Source organism: Clostridium sp. UBA4395, assembly GCF_002390995.1.
Classification (GTDB): Bacteria; Bacillota; Clostridia; order Clostridiales; family Clostridiaceae; genus Clostridium_J; species Clostridium_J sulfidigenes.
In genome coordinates, this window is sequence record NZ_DGRF01000042.1 from 1 (window position 1) to 18,524 (window position 18,524).

16 protein-coding genes are annotated in these 18,524 nt (G+C 30.3%); 13 read left to right on the forward strand and 3 right to left on the reverse strand.

The features are described 5' to 3' along the window. Positions 1–948 (reverse strand): PhzF family phenazine biosynthesis protein (locus tag B2694_RS06895; RefSeq protein WP_346885110.1); only part of this gene is annotated, 948 nt, incomplete at its 3' end. A 77-nt stretch (positions 949–1,025) separates the two neighbouring features. Next, positions 1,026–2,402, reverse strand: a complete 1,377-nt coding sequence (gene murC / locus B2694_RS06900; RefSeq protein WP_346885111.1) for a UDP-N-acetylmuramate--L-alanine ligase — start codon at positions 2,400–2,402, stop codon at positions 1,026–1,028. A 435-nt stretch (positions 2,403–2,837) separates the two neighbouring features. On the opposite strand from murC, the gene B2694_RS06905 reads away from it, so the two are divergent. Beyond that, complete coding sequence (locus B2694_RS06905) at positions 2,838–2,981, forward strand: hypothetical protein (protein WP_156964321.1); 144 nt, start codon at positions 2,838–2,840, stop codon at positions 2,979–2,981. 80 nt (positions 2,982–3,061) lie between these two features. On the opposite strand, the gene hutG is transcribed toward B2694_RS06905, so the two are convergent. After that, complete coding sequence (hutG, locus tag B2694_RS06910) at positions 3,062–4,084, reverse strand: formimidoylglutamase (RefSeq protein ID WP_346885112.1); 1,023 nt, start codon at positions 4,082–4,084, stop codon at positions 3,062–3,064. Between the two features lie 256 nt (positions 4,085–4,340). Here hutG and B2694_RS06915 point away from each other — a divergent pair, with 256 nt between their 5' ends. From B2694_RS06915 to spoVT, 12 genes are all read left to right on the forward strand, one after another. Next, positions 4,341–4,574: a hypothetical protein gene (locus B2694_RS06915; protein ID WP_346848836.1), complete on the forward strand. Its 234-nt coding sequence runs from the start codon at positions 4,341–4,343 to the stop codon at positions 4,572–4,574. Positions 4,575–4,840: 266 nt separating this feature from the next. Then, a complete protein-coding gene (gene purR, locus B2694_RS06920) occupies positions 4,841–5,671 on the forward strand; it encodes a pur operon repressor (RefSeq protein WP_346885113.1) in 831 nt (276 codons plus the stop codon). Between the two features lie 95 nt (positions 5,672–5,766). Beyond that, positions 5,767–6,051 (forward strand): septation regulator SpoVG, encoded by a 285-nt coding sequence (gene spoVG / locus B2694_RS06925; protein WP_035132518.1) that lies wholly within the window; start codon positions 5,767–5,769, stop codon positions 6,049–6,051. A gap of 440 nt (positions 6,052–6,491) precedes the next feature. Continuing rightward, complete coding sequence (glmU, locus tag B2694_RS06930; protein ID WP_346885114.1) at positions 6,492–7,862, forward strand: bifunctional UDP-N-acetylglucosamine diphosphorylase/glucosamine-1-phosphate N-acetyltransferase GlmU; 1,371 nt, start codon at positions 6,492–6,494, stop codon at positions 7,860–7,862. Between the two features lie 21 nt (positions 7,863–7,883). Further along, entirely contained in the window at positions 7,884–8,843 is a 960-nt protein-coding gene (locus tag B2694_RS06935; protein ID WP_035132514.1) for a ribose-phosphate diphosphokinase, read from the forward strand. A gap of 259 nt (positions 8,844–9,102) precedes the next feature. Further along, positions 9,103–9,789, forward strand: a complete 687-nt coding sequence (locus tag B2694_RS06940) for a response regulator transcription factor (RefSeq protein ID WP_346870894.1) — start codon at positions 9,103–9,105, stop codon at positions 9,787–9,789. Positions 9,790–9,792: 3 nt separating this feature from the next. Then, positions 9,793–11,214 carry a HAMP domain-containing sensor histidine kinase gene (locus B2694_RS06945; protein WP_035132549.1) on the forward strand — a complete coding sequence of 474 codons (1,422 nt, stop codon included), beginning with the start codon at positions 9,793–9,795 and terminating at the stop codon, positions 11,212–11,214. Positions 11,215–11,247: 33 nt separating this feature from the next. Then, complete coding sequence (locus B2694_RS06950) at positions 11,248–12,375, forward strand: S1C family serine protease (RefSeq protein ID WP_346885115.1); 1,128 nt, start codon at positions 11,248–11,250, stop codon at positions 12,373–12,375. Positions 12,376–12,502: 127 nt separating this feature from the next. Further along, a complete protein-coding gene (gene pth, locus B2694_RS06955; protein ID WP_150844624.1) occupies positions 12,503–13,072 on the forward strand; it encodes an aminoacyl-tRNA hydrolase in 570 nt (189 codons plus the stop codon). Between the two features lie 23 nt (positions 13,073–13,095). Next, positions 13,096–16,611, forward strand: a complete 3,516-nt coding sequence (mfd, locus tag B2694_RS06960) for a transcription-repair coupling factor (RefSeq protein WP_346885116.1) — start codon at positions 13,096–13,098, stop codon at positions 16,609–16,611. Positions 16,612–16,697: 86 nt separating this feature from the next. Further along, a complete protein-coding gene (locus B2694_RS06965; protein ID WP_346885117.1) occupies positions 16,698–17,699 on the forward strand; it encodes a peptidylprolyl isomerase in 1,002 nt (333 codons plus the stop codon). A 146-nt stretch (positions 17,700–17,845) separates the two neighbouring features. Further along, positions 17,846–18,394: a stage V sporulation protein T gene (gene spoVT, locus B2694_RS06970; protein ID WP_346885118.1), complete on the forward strand. Its 549-nt coding sequence runs from the start codon at positions 17,846–17,848 to the stop codon at positions 18,392–18,394. The last annotated feature ends 130 nt before the right edge of the window (positions 18,395–18,524 follow it).

Below are 18,524 nucleotides of genomic sequence, written 5' to 3' on the forward strand. Positions count from 1 at the left end.
CCTTGACATAGGGACCATTTCATATTTATAAGTCACCTCTATAGTTTTTTCTATACTTCCTATGCCACCAACTTTTATTAAATAGTCATTATTAATAGCTTCACCCGTGCAGATAATTTCACTTGGATTATTCATGTAATAACCTTGTTCGCAACATATGGTTAGTTTATCTTTAAAATCAAGTATGTTATGTTTCATTATGTATGCACATAATGCGCCATTAGATGTGCCAGTAGCACTTTCTTCATCGATACCTACACTAGGACCGAAGTTTCTAGTTGCAACAGTGCTTTTAGAATTTTCAGTTTCTAAAGAGAAGGCATGAAGACCTACTAAATTTAAGTTATCTGTGTATTCTTTTAGGCCTTGAAAATCTGGGTTTATTTTTTTTAGAGCATTTAGAGATTTAACTGGGAACATTATATCTTTAAGACCTGTAGAAATTATCATAGGTTTTAGTGTATGACCTTGGATTCCGGTATCTTCTAAGGTTATTCCTAATATATCACAAAGTTCTTTTACATCATCAATATATGAATAGAACTTAGGATTGGTTTGAGTCATAAGCACATAGGCAATTTTTTCATTATAAAAATAAATTTCTATGTCTAAAATACCGGCAAGAGTTTTTTGTTTTAATTTTACTGGACTTGTACTTGGTTTGATAAAGCCTAATTTACCTAAGGTGTAGAAAGTGGCGATGGTAGCATGACCACATAAATCAACTTCTGTTGAAGGAGTAAAAAATCTAACCTCATAGTCATAATCGTCACATTTTGATTTTATCACAAAGGCAGTTTCGGAAAGGTTTACTTCTTTTGCGATAGCTGCCATGTCATTAGAGGATAAGTCATCACAATCAATAACTACACCAGCCTTGTTTCCACCCATATCATTGTGAGTAAAGGCATTAACTATGTACACAGTTTTATTAAAGTTTGATTTCATTTTGTCACCTCGTTTATATATTAAAAATATAGCTATCTTAATTAAAGGATAGCTATATTAATTGGTATAAGATAAAATTAATTAGCTAGATACATTTCACCAACAACATTTATATCTCCAGCACCTACGGTAATAATAAGATCACCATCTTTGGCCTTTGATTTTAAGTGATTAACTATTTCTTCAAAGCTATGATAGTTTATTGCATCAACTCCTGTAAGTCTTATTGCATCGCCTAGTTTTACTGAATTAACAATTCCAGTATCTTTTTCACGAGCAGCATATATATCTGCTAATAATAAATGATTTACTCCATTGAAGGTTTTTACAAAGTCATCAAAAAGAGTTATAGTTCGAGTGTAGGTATGAGGTTGAAATACCACGTATAAATCTTTATGAGGATAATTTTTACAAGCATTAAGAGTAGCTTGAATTTCTGTTGGATGATGAGCATAGTCATCTATTACAGTAACACCATTTTTAGAACCTTTAAATTCAAATCTTCTATGAGTTCCTCCAAAGTTAGATAATCCTTTAATTATAGATTCATTAGAAATGTTAAGAGCTAAGGATGTACATATAGCAGCTAAAGAGTTAAGTACATTATGTTCTCCAGGCACATTTAAGACTACAGAAAATAACATATGGTCATTTTTATATAAATCATAAGAACCGCAACCAAGAGAGTTATAAGTTATATTTTTAGCTTTATACTCACCATTATTTATTCCGTAAGTCATTACAGTACATTTATGATTATTTAATATATCAGAAACGTTACTATCATCACTATTGCATACAAGGAAACCATCCTCTGGTATGATATCTATAAATTTATTAAAAGTATCTTTTATGTGATTTATATCCTTATAAAAATCTAAATGGTCTGCATCTACATTTAATATAATTCCTATATAAGGATGAAATTTTAAGAAAGATCCTTTATACTCACAAGCTTCGGTAACAAAGTAATCACTATTTCCAGCAAGAACATTACCCTCTATAACATCTAATTCTCCACCTACTAATATTGTAGGGTCCACTTGTTCTTCAATTACAATGTGGGCAAGCATTGAAGTTGTGGTTGTTTTGCCATGAGTACCAGCAACAGCTACATTATATTTATGGCCAAGCATAATTCTGCCTAAGAATTCAGCTCTATCCATCATAGGAAGATTTAGTTCAATTGCCTTTTGAAACTCAGGATTATCCTCACTGATAGCAGCAGTATATACTACTAAATCTGAATCCTGTATGTTGTCTGCACTGTGTCCCATATATATATTTGCACCTTTATTTCTAAGTTTTTCAACCATATTTGAATTTTTCATATCTGAACCAGATACAGTATATCCGTTTTTAAGTAGAATCTCAGCAAGACCACTCATACTAATGCCACCAATACCAATAAAGTGAACTTTTTTATTTTTATCTTGTAAAAAATCAAAACTCATATAATAACAACTCCTATATAAAATATAATACTACATTCATGAATTTGTATATTAAAACATAGTTATAGATCAACCTAATAACCATTGTATGTGTATAAAAATAAATGAATACCTAATATAAATTATATACAAAAATCTATATAAAAAACACATATATTTTAGAAAGCTTCGTAATTTATATATCTATAGGAAAAATGAATGAAAATATCCAAAAAAAATTAAAAGAAAATTCAGAAAAAGGCTTTTCGGATAGAAATAAATATGTTAAAATAAAAACAAAGTTAGAGATGGTTTTTAAGTATAATAACTAATTATATTTATTAAGTATCTAAGTGGAAATAATAGATGGTTTCTAAGTGTATGTATATTTAATATCAATTACAATAACTACTAGGTCATAAAGCTAGTAGAAATTTTCTAGAGGAGTGTGTTAAAATGTTAACAATTGGTCTGAGAGAATATGTAAATTGGCAACTGAATATTAATGGTGAAGAAGAGGATAAAATGCTCAATACTTGTGAAGAGAATGATATCATGGGTATGGAGTTTGAATATTTATTGTGGCAATTTAGCTTGTAAATTGCCAAATCTATTTTAAAGTCCCTATAATAATCGTGAAAAAGTCCTTAGCTTAGACTAAGGACTTTTTTATTATGTAATTATGTTAAAAAATTGTGCTGTAAGTTTTGTAATTTGCAAAGAGTATTAACAATGGAGAAGATGATTACTCCAGCCAAGTTAGAAGTGATATTATCTTTATCAAATCTAGGTGCCACTTCACATATATCAAAGGTTATAACCCTATTTGATTTTAAAATATGTTTAAGTAGTTTTATAACTATTTCTGGGTTTAGACCTAAGGTTTGTGTAGAACTAACCCCTGGCGCAAAAGAGGCAGAAAATACATCTGAGCAAATAGTTACATATATATAATCTTGATTTCTCATAAAGGTATTTAATTCTCTTAAAAGTTGCCAACCATCACTATATAGGATGTCTTTGGCAAGGGTGTATTGAACACCTAATTTTTTAGCGGTTTTAAATAGATCCACTGTATTGCTGTGTTGTTGTATCCCAATACAGAAATAGGAGAAATCCATATTTTTATCCTGACAAATATCAGAGATTTGTTTAAACATAGTTCCAGAACTTCCCTCGTTATTATATGGTCTAAGATCGAAGTGAGCATCAAAATTTATAATTCCAATTCGAGGTTTAGAAGATATTTTATCAAGATGAGATAGAGCGCCATTATAGTTTCCAAAGGCTGTCTCATGTCCTCCTCCTAGAACTATAGGAAAAATATTTAAATCCAATAACTTAGACACGCAGTCGCTTAAAAGCTTTTGCCCTTCAGCAAGAGAAATATCCTCAACTATGATATCTCCGGCATCAAAAATTTTTACCGATTGATTAAAAGTACAAGGTAGATTTGAAAGCTCTTTTCTGATGGATATAGGACCATTCATGGCACCTATACGACCTTTATTTTTTTTTACACCTTCATGGCAACAAAAACCTAAAAGTGCAAAATTTAGTCCATCAAGAGGCTCAAGATCATCTCTTTGAAGATCAAGAGGTGTTATCCATTGATGCCATCTAAAAGCATCAAAATTATCGTCACTGTCTATTCTTCCTTGCCATAAGTTTTCGTTCATAGGTTCATAGTTTTTAATAAACATAAAATCACCCCACAAGTAACTTCTTAGTAGTATTATACGTTTTCAGTATAAGTCAAAGGAGAGATATTATCAATGTTATATGTAAAATAGTAGTTATATTTTATTTGTTTTTGAATATACATATTTAAAGATAAATAGATATGCAGTGAATTAAAAGGTATTAATAATAATTTTTAGTAATGAAATAAAATAATATTGACAATTGAACGTATGTTCGATATCATATAAATATGAGAACAGATATGGGGGTTAAAGAATGGGAAACAAAGATTTATTCATTGAGTTAAAGTATAAAGCAGATGGGCAAGGACTTGAAGGTATAAATTTTTTAGAAGATGATAAAGAAATAGGTGGTCAGAAATACATGCTTTGTGGTGGAGTTTTAAATAAGAATGGAGGAAAACTTTTATTTAAAGCTAGAAATATACAAGAAGCTAATGAATTTACAAAAAGGAATCCTTTGACTTCGAAAATGGTGGCATGCAGTTGATATATGTTATAAAATAATATTGAAATTAAAGGCTATTTCAAAATGAAGATTTATTTAATCTTTATTTTGAAGTAGCTCTTTTTATTTACAATGAGTATATTTTTGCTGATTAATCTGTGATTAATATAAAAGATGAATTTATATTGTTTTAAATAGTATATTAAAGAAAATAAAAAAAGTAATTGTAATATAGTAATAAAACAGATAGAATAAAGGTGAATAATAAAGGCAAAAATAAAGATAAAATTCGGAAAGGTATAGTTTGTATGGAGAAAATTAAGCATAAATTTAATAGAAACCAAAGGGTTATTGGTATAACAAAAGTTTTAACAGAAAATCCTAATAAGGTTATAACTTTAAATTTATTTACAGAGAAATTTAATGCAGCAAAATCTACTATTAGTGAAGATATTGTTATAGTTAGAGAAGTAATAGAAGGTTTATCCATGGGAAAGATAGAAACAGTAGCAGGTGCTGCAGGTGGAATAAGATTTATAAATGAAAAATCAAATGAAGATAGAAAACAGTTTTTAGAAGATTTGTGTGAAGCACTAAGACAGCAATCTAGAGTTGTTCCGGGTAATTTTCTATATATAACAGATATAGCATATAATCCAAGTATTATTCAAAATTCAGCAATAATATTAGCTAGTAAATTTAAAGATATGAACGTGGATTATGTAGTTACAATAGAAACTAAAGGTATTCCATTAGGTTATGAGGTTGCAAAACAATTAGGAGTTCAGCTTGTTACAGTACGTCATGACGCTAAGTATACAGAAGGTACTACAGTAAGCATAAATTATGCTTCTGGTTCAAGCAATAGACTTCAAACTATGACATTATCAACAAAGTCTATGAAGAGAAGTAGCAGATGTGTATTTGTAGATGACTTTATGAGAGGTGGAGGAACTGCAAAGGGAATTAAAGAGCTTTTAAGTGAATTTGATAGTGAATTATTAGGTAGTGGTTTTTTAATAGATAATGTAGAAGTTAAGGATAAGCTGGTAGATGATTATATTTCATTAGTAAATTTTTATGGTATTGGAGAAGATGGAATTGCGATTGTTAGTCCATCTAGTGAAAAAAACGAATAAGTTACAAAAAATATGGAAAATGTTTCGACAAATAGAAGGATTTACAATGCATTAGTAGAATAATACATGAAAGCACATCTTGGAGGTGGAATTTCATGATAATTACAGACGTTAGAATTAGAAAAATTACCACAGAAGGAAAAATGAAAGCTATAGTATCTATAACTTTAGATAATGAATTCGTGGTTCATGACATCAAGATAATTGAGGGTCAAAGTGGTAATTTTATAGCTATGCCTAGTAGAAGAACTCCTGATGGAGAATTTAAGGATATAGCTCACCCAATTAATACAGAAACAAGAGAGAAAATTCAAAAATCTATACTTGACGAGTATGAAAAAGTAAAAAATGAAGAGCAAGTAGAAGATGAAATAGTCTAATTATAAAAAGGAGCATAGCACTCCTTTTTATTTTGTGTATCGTTAATAGTATATCGTTAATATATATTTTCATCCGATGACTATCAGCTCTAATACTTACATCTTCTTTAAAGTGGAAGTAAAGAGCTGATATGTCCCTGGATAACCATTTCCCCTAAAGGACAACGAATTCTAAGTATGGAAAATACTGATACTAAGAATTCTGTTAGTAACCTTCAGAGGGGGTAAAACTCCCACTGAAGCAAAGAACTCTGTTAATGTAAAAAATATACTTTGGTTGAAAAAGTGTAACAGTTTCAATATAATAGTATAGAAGTAGTATATAAAAATAATAAATATGATATATTAATATTGAAAATTTAATAAATATTAGTTTTAAATTATTATAGAATAATTTATCAGGAAAGACTAATTACATTTTAAATGAAGAGGTGTATGAATTGTATAAATGTGCTATAATCCTTGCTGCTGGCGAAGGTAAAAGAATGAAATCTAATACTCCTAAGGTTCTACACAAAGTTTGTGGAAAAGAAATGATAAACCATGTTATAGATAATATAAGAAAGTCTGGGGTAGAAGAAGTAAGTGTGGTTATTGGAAAAGGTGCTGATAAAGTTAGAAAAGGCACTGAAAGTAGAAATATTTTCTACTCAGTTCAAGAAGAACAATTAGGTACTGGGCATGCAGTAATGTGTGCAGAAGAATTTTTAAAAGGTAAAAAAGGTTCAGTAGCTATATTTGTTGGAGATGGGCCTCTAATAACAGAAGAAACAGTTACAAAGCTTACTAAATATCATGAAGAACAAAAATGTAGTGCTACAATATTGACATCTATAATGAGTGACCCTCTAAAGTATGGAAGAATAATTAGAAATTCTCAAGGCGAAGTAGAGAAAATTGTAGAGTTTAAGGATTGTAATGAAGAAGAAGTAAAAGTTAATGAAATTAACTCAGGGATGTATTGTTTTGATATAGACATATTATTAAATACTTTAGGTAAGCTTAATAATAATAATAATCAAGGTGAGTACTATTTAACAGATGTAATAGAAATATTAAAAAATGAAGGTAAGAAAGTTGGAGCTATTGCTGTTGATGTAGAAGAAATTACAGCAGTAAATTCAAAGGCAGAGCTTTCTGTTGCTAATGATATAATGAGAAGTAGAATAAATAGAAATCATATGGATAATGGTGTTATAATTATGGACCCTAGAAGCACCTATATAGAATGTGATGTAATTATAGGTCAAGATACGGTTGTATATCCAGGGAATATCATAGAAGGAACTACGGTAGTTGGTGAAAATTGCGTATTATACTCAAATAACAGAATAACTAATAGTATAATTGGTGATGATGTAACTGTAGAAAATTCTGTAGTATTAAACAGTAAGATTGGAAATAATACTACAGTTGGACCTTTTGCATATATAAGACCGGAAACAACTATAGGTGAAAATGCAAGGATAGGTGATTTTGTTGAAATTAAAAAATCATCAATAGGTGACGGAACTAAGGTATCTCACTTAACTTACATAGGAGATGCAGAAGTGGGAGAAAAATGTAATTTTGGGTGTGGAACTGTTGTAGTAAATTATGATGGAAAAGCAAAATATAAAACTACAATTGGAAACAATGTATTTATAGGATGTAATACTAACTTAGTATCACCAGTTGAGGTAGAAGATAATACTTATATTGCAGCTGGATCAACAATAACCGAGAAAATACCAGAGGGCTCCTTAGCTATAGCAAGAGCTAGGCAAATAAATAAAGAGAACTGGGTATATGATAAAAATAAAAATAAATAAAATTTTAGGAGGACTACATAAATGATAAGCCATGGAAGAAACATTAAAATCTTTGCAGGAAACTCATATCCAGAATTAGCTGCTGATATTGCAAACCGCTTAGGGCTTTCTGTTGGAGAAAGTCAAGTTACTACTTTTAGTGATGGTGAGATTGCGGTAAATATTGGAGAAACTGTTAGAGGACTGGACGTATTTGTTATACAGCCAACTAGTGCTCCAGTAAACAATAATTTAATGGAACTTTTAATTATGATTGATGCACTTAAGAGAGCATCAGCAGGAAGAATAACGGCGGTCATTCCTTACTATGGATATGCACGTCAAGACAGAAAGGCAAAGGCAAGAGATCCAATTACAGCAAAATTAGTCGCTGATTTAATTACAGCAGCAGGAGCAGATAGAGTTTTAACTATGGACTTACATGCAGCTCAAATACAAGGATATTTCAATATTCCAGTTGATAATTTAGTGGGTTCACCAATACTAAGTGATTACTTTATAGAAAAAGGATTTAAAGATTGTGATGATGTAGTTGTAGTTTCACCAGATCTTGGTAGTGTTACAAGAGCAAGAAAGTTTGCTGATAAACTAAACGCTCCAATAGCTATCATAGATAAGAGAAGACCAAAGGCTAATGTAGCTGAAGTTATGAATATAATCGGTGAAGTAAAAGGTAAAAAGGTTATACTAATAGATGATATGATAGACACGGCTGGAACTATTTGTAATGGTGCTAATGCTTTAGTTAAAATGGGTGCTACTGAAGTATATGCTTGTTGTTCACATGCTGTACTTTCTGGTCCAGCCATAGAAAGACTAGAAGCATCAGTGATAAAAGAGTTAGTTATGCTTGATAGTATTCATCTACCACAAGAAAAAATGCTTGATAAGATAAAAATATTATCTATTGCTCCGTTATTTGCAGAAGCTATTAGAAGAATATATGAAGAAGTTTCTGTAAGCAAGCTTTTTGATGAATAATATTAAACATTATATGTATTCATAATAAGTTTGGACAGTAATTTGGTTTTATTTAGGGGAGGAAGTTTTTCTTCCCCTATTTTTAGTATAAAAAGGAATGTTTTCACAATAACTTTATAAATATTTTGTTAAAAATATTAATTTTAATGAGAAAATACTTGGACTTAAAGTTATTGTTATATAATATTATAAAAGATATTATGTAGAAATTATATTCGTAAATTAAATAAAATATCTTAAGTATTTAGGAGGGATATCAATGGAAGGTAATTTAGGAAAGATATTAGTTGTTGATGATGATAAAAATATATGTGAAGTAATAAAGATGTATTTGGAGAATTCAGGATATCATGTTAAGGTGGCCAATGATGGAAGAGAGGCTCAAGAAGCATTTACTAGTTATAAACCTGATTTAGTGCTTTTAGATGTTATGTTACCATACCTGGATGGCATAGATGTGCTAAAGTGGATAAGAAGGGATAATGAAACACCAGTTATAATGATAACTGCAAAAGGAGAAACTTTTGATAAAGTTTTAGGACTTGAGCTTGGAGCAGATGATTATATAGTAAAACCATTTGAACCTAAGGAACTTATGGCTAGAGTTAAGGCTGTCCTAAGAAGATATACTGCAGAGGGTGATAGTAAAGAAACATTAACCTTTGATAATTTAGTTATAGATATAAATTCATATAATGTAACATACATGGGACAGGAAATTAAAATGCCACCTAAAGAGTTTGAATTATTACACTTCTTAGCAAGTAATAAAAACAGAGTATTTACAAGAGAACAACTGCTTTGTGAAGTGTGGGGATATGATTATCCAGGAGATTCAAGAACTGTAGATGTTCATGTGAAGAGATTAAGAGAAAAAGTATCAGGAGGAGATAACTGGCAGTTAGAAACTGTTTGGGGAGTTGGATATAAATTTGAGGTGAAATAGATGGTGAAAAATAGCTTATTTTCTAAAATGGTTGTTACTTACACCATTATAATTACAGTAAGTTTTACTATTTTAGCTGCATTTCTTTCCTTTTGGTTTCAAGATTATTTTATAAAGACGAGACAAAGAGATCTCACTAGACAGGCAGACATAATTGAAGGTATTGCAACAAAATATTTAACTGGGGCATCATCATATGAAGAATTAACTACAAGTATAAAGTTTATATCAACATATATAAATGATGATATAGTTCTTGTAGATAGTAATGGATATGTTTATTCAGTTACTAACATTAAATATACTCCACTTATAGGGAAACAGATTTTTCATGATGATTTGGAAAATATAAATAATAGTGATTATATAGATGCTTTTAATGAGTATGGAGTTTATATGGATGAGAAGATATACGTTATGATGAAAGTTGTAAAAGATACTAAGGGGCAATCTATGGGAGCAACTTTATTTAGTGTATCAACAGATATTTTAGATAAATCACTTTCTAATGTTTATCAAATTATTTGGTTATCTGCAGTTTTCGCTGTAATTGCTTCTTGTATCGTAATTTATTATTTTTCTCAAAAGATGATAGTAAATCCGCTGTCAGAAATGAGTGGGGTTGCAAGAAAAATAGCTCAAGGGGATGTAGATAAAAGAGTTGAAATTCATTCTGATGATGAAATGGAGGAGTTTGCAAATGCATTTAATGTTATGGCAGACTCACTACAAAAGGTAGAACAAAATAGAAAAGAGTTTATTTCAAATGTTTCTCATGAGTTAAGATCTCCAATGACATCTATAAAAGGATTTATAGGTGGAATTTTAGATGGAGTAGTTCCTGATGAAAAGCATAAGTATTATCTAAATATAGCCTATGAAGAAATACAAAGATTAACAAGACTTATTAATGATTTACTTGATTTATCAGCAGTGGAATCAGGTACTTATAAGTTGGAGAAGGTACCTGTAGACATTAATGAAATAGTGAGAATATGTATATTGAGAAATGAAAATAGAATAAGAAATAAAAATTTGGATGTACAGGTGTTTTTTGAAGGAAGTGAACTCTGGGTACTTACAGATGGAGATAAAATAACACAAGTTGTAACTAATCTTTTAGATAATGCTATTAAATATGGAAAAGAAGATGGATTGATACAAATATCCTGTAGAAAAAAAGGTAAGAAGGCTAATATATCAATTTTTAATGAGGGGTCTAATATAGATGAAGAAGATATAAAACATATCTGGGAAAGATTCTATAAAGTTGATAAATCAAGAACACAAAAAGTGAGTACAGGATTAGGGCTTTCTATAGTTAAAAAGATTGTTAGTCTACATGATGAAGAAATATGGGCGTGTAATAAAGAAAATGGAGTTGAATTTATATTTACTTTACAATTAGCAAAGAAGAGTATGTAATAATCTTAAGGAGCTAAGAGGAAGGAGGCTATTATGAGCAATTTTAATGATGATTATAAGGATGTTAAAGCAAAAATAACCTTTAACAAAATTAAGAAAAGACGTAAAGGTAAAATTGTTGCAATTACTATATTTTGCTTATTTGTAGCCTCCTTAGGTGGGGCTGTTACAGCTTTAGTGGTAAATACTGAAAACGAAAATTATTATGTTCAAGGTAATAATAAAGACGAAGAAGTTAATACCACTAATTCAAAGCTTCAATCAGCTGCTCACAAAGCAGCCCAATCTGTTGTTTCAGTTATTAAGGTTATTGCAGATGATAAGTGTATAAAAGAAACTAATGTAGGAGTAGGCGTTGTCATAGAAAATGGACAATATGTTATAACTAGCTATTTAGGTATTGAGGATGCAACCAGTGTTAAAGTGAAGTTACACAATGACATTGTATATAATGCATCTATAATAGGATTTGATAGTATTTATGATATTGCTATGATTAAAATAAATGGTGAAGCCCTACAACCTATGACTATAGCTAAGAATTCTACTAAGACTGAAAAGGGTGATAGAGTTATTAGTGTAGGAAATCCTCTGGGTAAATCTTTTAATGAAAATATAGAGGTAAGTACGGTGTTGAATACTAGAGAAAATATAGTATTTAAAAATAGAGAAACTAAAGTAGCTGAGTCTTTAAGAATGATAAAGACTTCAGTTATTCCTAAGTTTATCAATACTGGAGCAGCTTTATGCAACTTGGATGGAGAACTTATAGGAGTAAATAATACTACTATGACATACCACAATGAATTTTTGAAAAATAGTTTTTATATTTCCGCAGAGGATCTAGAGCCTATTACCTATGGAATTTTAGATAAGCAAGATTCTCTTATTAACCATATGGGAGTTTATGGGGAAGAGGCTATTTCCCAAAGTGAAAATGGTATTGATGGAGTATATGCAAAGGAAGTTACAAGAAATGGTTTAGCATATGAAGCTGGAATTAGACCAACAGATATAATTGTTGAAGTGAATGGTATGAAAGTTAATACTGTCAGTGACATAAATTCTATAATGAGTAAATTTAAAAGTGGAGAGACAATAAAATATAAAGTATTCAAAAATGGTGATTATGTTGACTTTAAAATAAAGATTTCAGAGTAATATATAAAAAGTAGCATTTAGGAATGCTACTTTTGTTTTATTTTAGGTAAAACTTCTAGTATAATAGTCAAAGAAGATTATTTTTATGTTAAAAGATATTATGTTATAGAATATATTGGAGGTAATTATGTATTTAGTTGTGGGATTGGGAAATCCGGGAGACAGGTATGATAAAACAAGACATAATGTAGGATTTGATGTAGTTGATATGTGTGAAAAAAAGTATAACTTTAGTATAAATAGGACAAAATTTAAAGGAGTATACGGTGAGAGTAGTATAGCCAATGAAAAGGTTATATTTTTAAAACCTCAAACTTATATGAATTTAAGTGGAGAAAGCGTTAGAAGTATAATAGACTTTTATAAAATACCAGTAGAAAATATTATAGTTATATACGATGATATTAGTCTAGAAGTTGGAAGACTTAGAATAAAGGGAAAAGGAAGTGCAGGCGGTCACAATGGTATTAAGAATATAATTTCTCATTTAGGTACTGATAGTTTTTCAAGGATTAAAGTTGGAATTGGAGAGCCAACCTATGATTTAGTTGAGTTTGTTACAGGAAGATTCTCTAATGAAGATAGAGAGATTATTGAAAAATCTTTTGAGGCAGCAGTGGATGCAGTATCGGTGATCATAAATGAAGGAATTAATCAAGCAATGAATAAATTTAATTCTTTTAATGCAGGGAAGTAGTAAATAGTTTAAGAGGTGATATTTTGAGACTAAAAGGAGTAATGACACCTTTAAAGTTAAGTAGTGAATATAGAGATATAAAGAGATATATAAATGAGGAAAAGTATCCATTAGGCATACATGGTCTTTCGGAATCTGGTAAGAGCTACTTGCTATATGGTGTTTATGAAGATATAGAAAAAAGTATGCTAGTGCTAACTCATAATGACATGGAAGCTAAAAACATATATGAAGATCTTAGCTTTTATTGTAATGATGTATATTATTTTCCTACGAGGGAGGTAACTTTTTACAATGTAGAAGCTGTATCAGGGGACTTGAGATGGGAGAGGCTGAAAGTATTAAATAAGATTCTTCATGAGGGGAAATGTATTGTTGTAACTTCTATCGAGGCTTTAGCAGCATCCTATGCTCCTGTAGAGCTATTCAAGAAATTTTCATTTGAAATTTCTTTAGAAAGTACGATAGACATAAGAGAGTTGAGCGAAAAACTTGTACAATGTGGTTACGAAAGGTGTAGTGTTGTAGAAAACATAGGTCAATTTTCAGTTAGAGGGGGGATTATAGATGTTTATCCTCCTATTAGTAGCATGCCATTTAGGATTGAGCTTTTTGATGATGAAGTTGATTCCATAAGAACTTTTAATAAAGACAATCAAAGAAGTATAGATAAAGTAGATAAAGTAGAAATATTTCCAGCTAAAGAGATAATTCTTACAGAAGGGGCTATAAACCTTGCAAAAGAAGAAATTGGAAAGGAATTAGAAGGAGCTATATCAAGATTTAATAAATCTAAAGATAAGGATGCTTTAGAAAGAATAAATTCTACGGTTAAGGCAAATTTGGAGAGTCTAGAGGAAACTTGGACCTTTGAAACTATTGATAGCTATATTCCTTATTTTTATAAAAATAAAACTACATTTTTAGACTACTTTAACAATAGTTTAGTTGTAGTGGATGATGTAAATAGGGCTATGGGTAAGTTGGATAGTGTATACTTTGAATTTGAAGAGAATTATGAAAATTTTCTAAGTAGAGGTAATATTTTACCGAAACAAGGAGAACTACTAATACCTAAAGAAATGATTGGAGAAATTTTAGAAGTGAGTAAAACTATAACTTTACAGAGTTTAGGAACTGCTTCTAATGCATTAAAACCAAGAAATTTAATAGCATTTTCTCAGATTACAATTCATGATTATCATGGACAGTTAGACATGCTTATTGAAGATATAATAGAGAAAAAGAAAAAAGGATATAGAACTTTAATTTTATCTGGTACAAGAACAAGGGGAGAAAGATTAATTGACACTTTAAGAGATAGAGGGATAGAAGCTACTTATAAAGACCTAGTTTCTAGCATTCAGCAAGGGGAAGTAGTGGTGACCTTTGGAAGTTCTATTAAAGGATTTGAGTATCCTGATTTAAAGGTATGTGTTATATCAGACTCCGAAGTTTTCGGTCAATCTAAGAGGAAAGCCACAAGAAGAACTACTAAAAAAGGTGCAGGAAAAATAAAAAGCTTTACTGATTTAAAGCTTGGTGATTATGTGGTGCATGTGAATCATGGAGTTGGTGTATATAAGGGTATTAATCAATTAGATGTACAGGGAAATAAAAAAGATTATTTGGTTTTAGAATATAATTCAGGAGATACTTTATATGTGCCTGTAGAGCAATTAGATTTAGTACAAAAATATATTGGCAGTGAAGGCAAATCACCCAAAATAAATAAATTAGGTGGAAGTGAATGGGCAAAGGCTAGAAGTAAAGTAAAAAAATCTGTTGAAGATATTGCTGAAGATTTGGTTAAGCTTTATGCTATCAGAAATACTTTAAAAGGTCATAAATATGCTAAGGACACCCCTTGGCAAAGTCAGTTTGAAGGAGAATTTCCATATGAGGAAACCCCGGATCAGTTAACTGCAATTGAAGATATTAAAAAAGATATGGAAAGCGATAAACCTATGGATAGGCTTCTTTGTGGTGATGTTGGATATGGGAAAACCGAGGTTGCGCTTAGAGCTGCCTTTAAGTGTGTTATGGATGGGAAACAGGTAGCTATATTAGTACCTACTACAATACTAGCAGAGCAACACTATAAAAATATGTTAAAAAGGTTTTCAGATTTTCCTATTAAAATAGGAATGATTAGCAGATTTAGAACTCCGTCTCAAGTTAAAGAAACTTTAAATGCTCTAAGAGAAGGAAATTTAGATATTATAGTAGGTACTCATAAGTTGCTTCAAAAGAGTGTGGTATTTAAGGATCTAGGTTTATTAATTGTAGATGAAGAGCAAAGATTTGGGGTTAGTCACAAGGAGAAGATTAAGGAAATAAAGAAAAACATAGATGTATTAACTTTAAGTGCTACTCCTATTCCTAGAACCCTGCACATGTCTTTAACAGGAGTAAGGGATATAAGTATAATAGAAACTCCTCCTGAAGAAAGATATCCTATTCAAACTTACGTTGTAGAATTTAATGATCAACTTATAAGAGATGCAATAATTAGGGAAATGAATAGGGGAGGACAAGTATTTTTTGTATATAATAGGGTTGAAACTATAAGTGATATGGCAACATATTTGCAAAAGTTGGTTCCAGAAGCTAGAGTTGCTATAGGTCATGGTCAGATGACCGAAAGAGAATTGGAAAAGGTAATTATAGATTTTGTAGATAAAAAATACGATATACTTTTAAGTACAACTATAGTAGAGACTGGTATAGACATTCAGAATGCAAATACTATGATAATAGCAAATGCGGATAAGATGGGATTATCTCAACTATATCAATTAAGGGGAAGAGTAGGGAGAACCAATAGAATAGCATATGCTTACTTTACTTATACTAAGGATAAGGTTTTAACAGAGGTTGCAGAAAAAAGATTAAAGGCAATAAAAGACTTTACAGAATTAGGCTCAGGATTAAAGATAGCTATGAGAGATTTAGAAATAAGAGGTGCAGGGAATATAATGGGAGCAGCTCAATGTGGTCATATGTCTGCTGTTGGATATGACTTATATTGCAGAATGCTTGAAGATGCAGTAAGTATTGTAAAAGGTGAAGTAGATAAGGAACCTATTGAAACTACAGTAGATATGAAAATTGATGCATATATTCCTAGTAACTATATACAGGATGAAACTCAAAAAATTCAAGTATATAAAAAAATTGCATCTATTGAATCCTATGAGCATATGTTAGAGGTTATTGAGGAGATTGAAGATAGATACTCTAATATTCCAGAAAGTGTTTATAATTTAATGAATATAGCGTATTTAAAGGCAATTGCTAGAGAAATTGGGGTTTTAGAGATAAAGGATACTGGAATTCAAGTACAGATAACCTTTAAAAACAAGTCATACTTAACTTCTGAAATGGTAAAATATATACTAGACAATTATAAGAGACAAATCACATTTAAAATGGGAGATGTTCCAATTCTAGTGTATAAGAGTAAGGATACTAATAAAAAGGAGCTATTAGATATACTTATAAATATTATTAATGATTTATCAACAATGAGTAAATAGATTTAGCTACTATTTATTTAATAGTATTTTTATGGTAAAATTGAATAGCAATAATAACTAAAAAAAACCGAATGGAGGATAATAAATTGATAAAATTAAAGAAGATTTTAGCTGGTCTAATGGCGTCTACACTAATGCTTTCAGTAGTGGGGTGTGGAATGATAGAAAAAACAGAGGCAGGTATTAATAAGACAGTAGTTGCTAAGGTTTATAAAGAAAAGATAACATTAGGAGAAGTGGACAGTAGGTTAAGTACGGTTTATGAGCAAGTAAAGGCTCAGTACGGAGAAAATTATAAAGAAAATTCAGAGGCTATGGAATATATAAGGAAGCAAAGAATAAGTATACTAGATACTATGGTTAATGATATTGTCATAAAAAATAATGGTGAAAAGCTTGGAGTAGTGCCTTCTGATGAAGAAGTTCAGACTAAGGCTAAAGAGAAACTTGATGAGATAAAGAAATCCTTTAAAACTGATGAAGAGTATAAAAGTGCTCTTAAAACAGCTGGAGTTACAGAAGAGAGCTTCTTAGAAGAATTAAAACCAGCAGTAATATCTAATGCTGTATATGAAGAGGTAGTTAAAGATGTTACTGTTACAGATGATGAAATAAAGACTTACTATGATAGTAATCCAAATTCATATACTGAAAGTCCTAATAAAGTTAGGCCAGCACACATACTAGTTAAGACAGAAGAAGAAGCTAAAGACATAATTGCAAGATTAGATAAAGGTGAAGATTTTGCTAAGCTTGCTACTGAAAAAGGTACAGATGCTACAAAGGACAAAGGTGGAGACTTAGATTGGATTGAATATACTAGCAATCAGTATGATAAAACTTTCTTAATGGCAGCTATAAGTCTTAAGAAAGGGGAATATACTAAGGCTCCTATATCAACTCAATTTGGATTTCATGTTATAAAGTGCTTAGATAAAGAAGAGTATCCTGTTAAGCCTTTAGAAGATGTTAAAGGAGCGATTAAGGATGTTCTATTAGAACAAAATAAATATAATGTGTGGGTAGAAAAAGTAACTGCTTGGCAAGAAGAAGCTAAAATAAAATTATATGAAGATAAACTAAGTTAATAATTGGTAAAAAGAGATTGATGTCATATTTGGCATTAATCTTTTTTATTTTTTATTAATGAAAAAATTTCTAGGATGTATAAAATTTGCGTTAAGAAGGATAATAATAGCATTAATACTATTTACATAAATAAGGAGGATATTTAATGAAAGCTACAGGAATAGTAAGAAGAATAGATGACTTAGGTCGTGTTGTAATACCAAAAGAAATTAGAAGGACATTAAGAATTAGAGAAGGAGATCCGCTGGAAATATTTACAGATAGAGAAGGGGGAGTTATATTAAAAAAATATTCACCAATAGAAGAATTGAGTGAGTTTTCTAAGGAATATAGTGAAGCACTACATCAAACTATTGGTAATATAGTTATAATCTGTGATAAAGACTCAATCATATCTGTAAGTGGTGGGACAAAGAAAGATTATTTAGATAAAAAGATTAGTAATGAAGTAGATAAAATTATGGAAATGCGTAAGGCTACTCTTCTAGATAAAAACTCTCAGGGGATAATACCTATATGTGATGGAGAGACAGCAGATGAATATACAACACAAGTTATAGCACCAATAATTGCAGAGGGAGATACTGTAGGTACAGTAATCATAGTTTCAAAAGAAAATGTAAAGTTTGGAGAACTAGAGTTAAAGCTTGCGGAAACAGCAGCTTCATTCTTAGGAAAACAAATGGAACAGTAAATGTTAAAAAGCATAAATATCTATAAGATAAAATTAAATAAAGAGTATAATATGTAATTATTGCCATAGGATTGATGTAATCACATCTTATGGCAAATTTTTTATTGTTACTATAATAGTGCACTTTCAC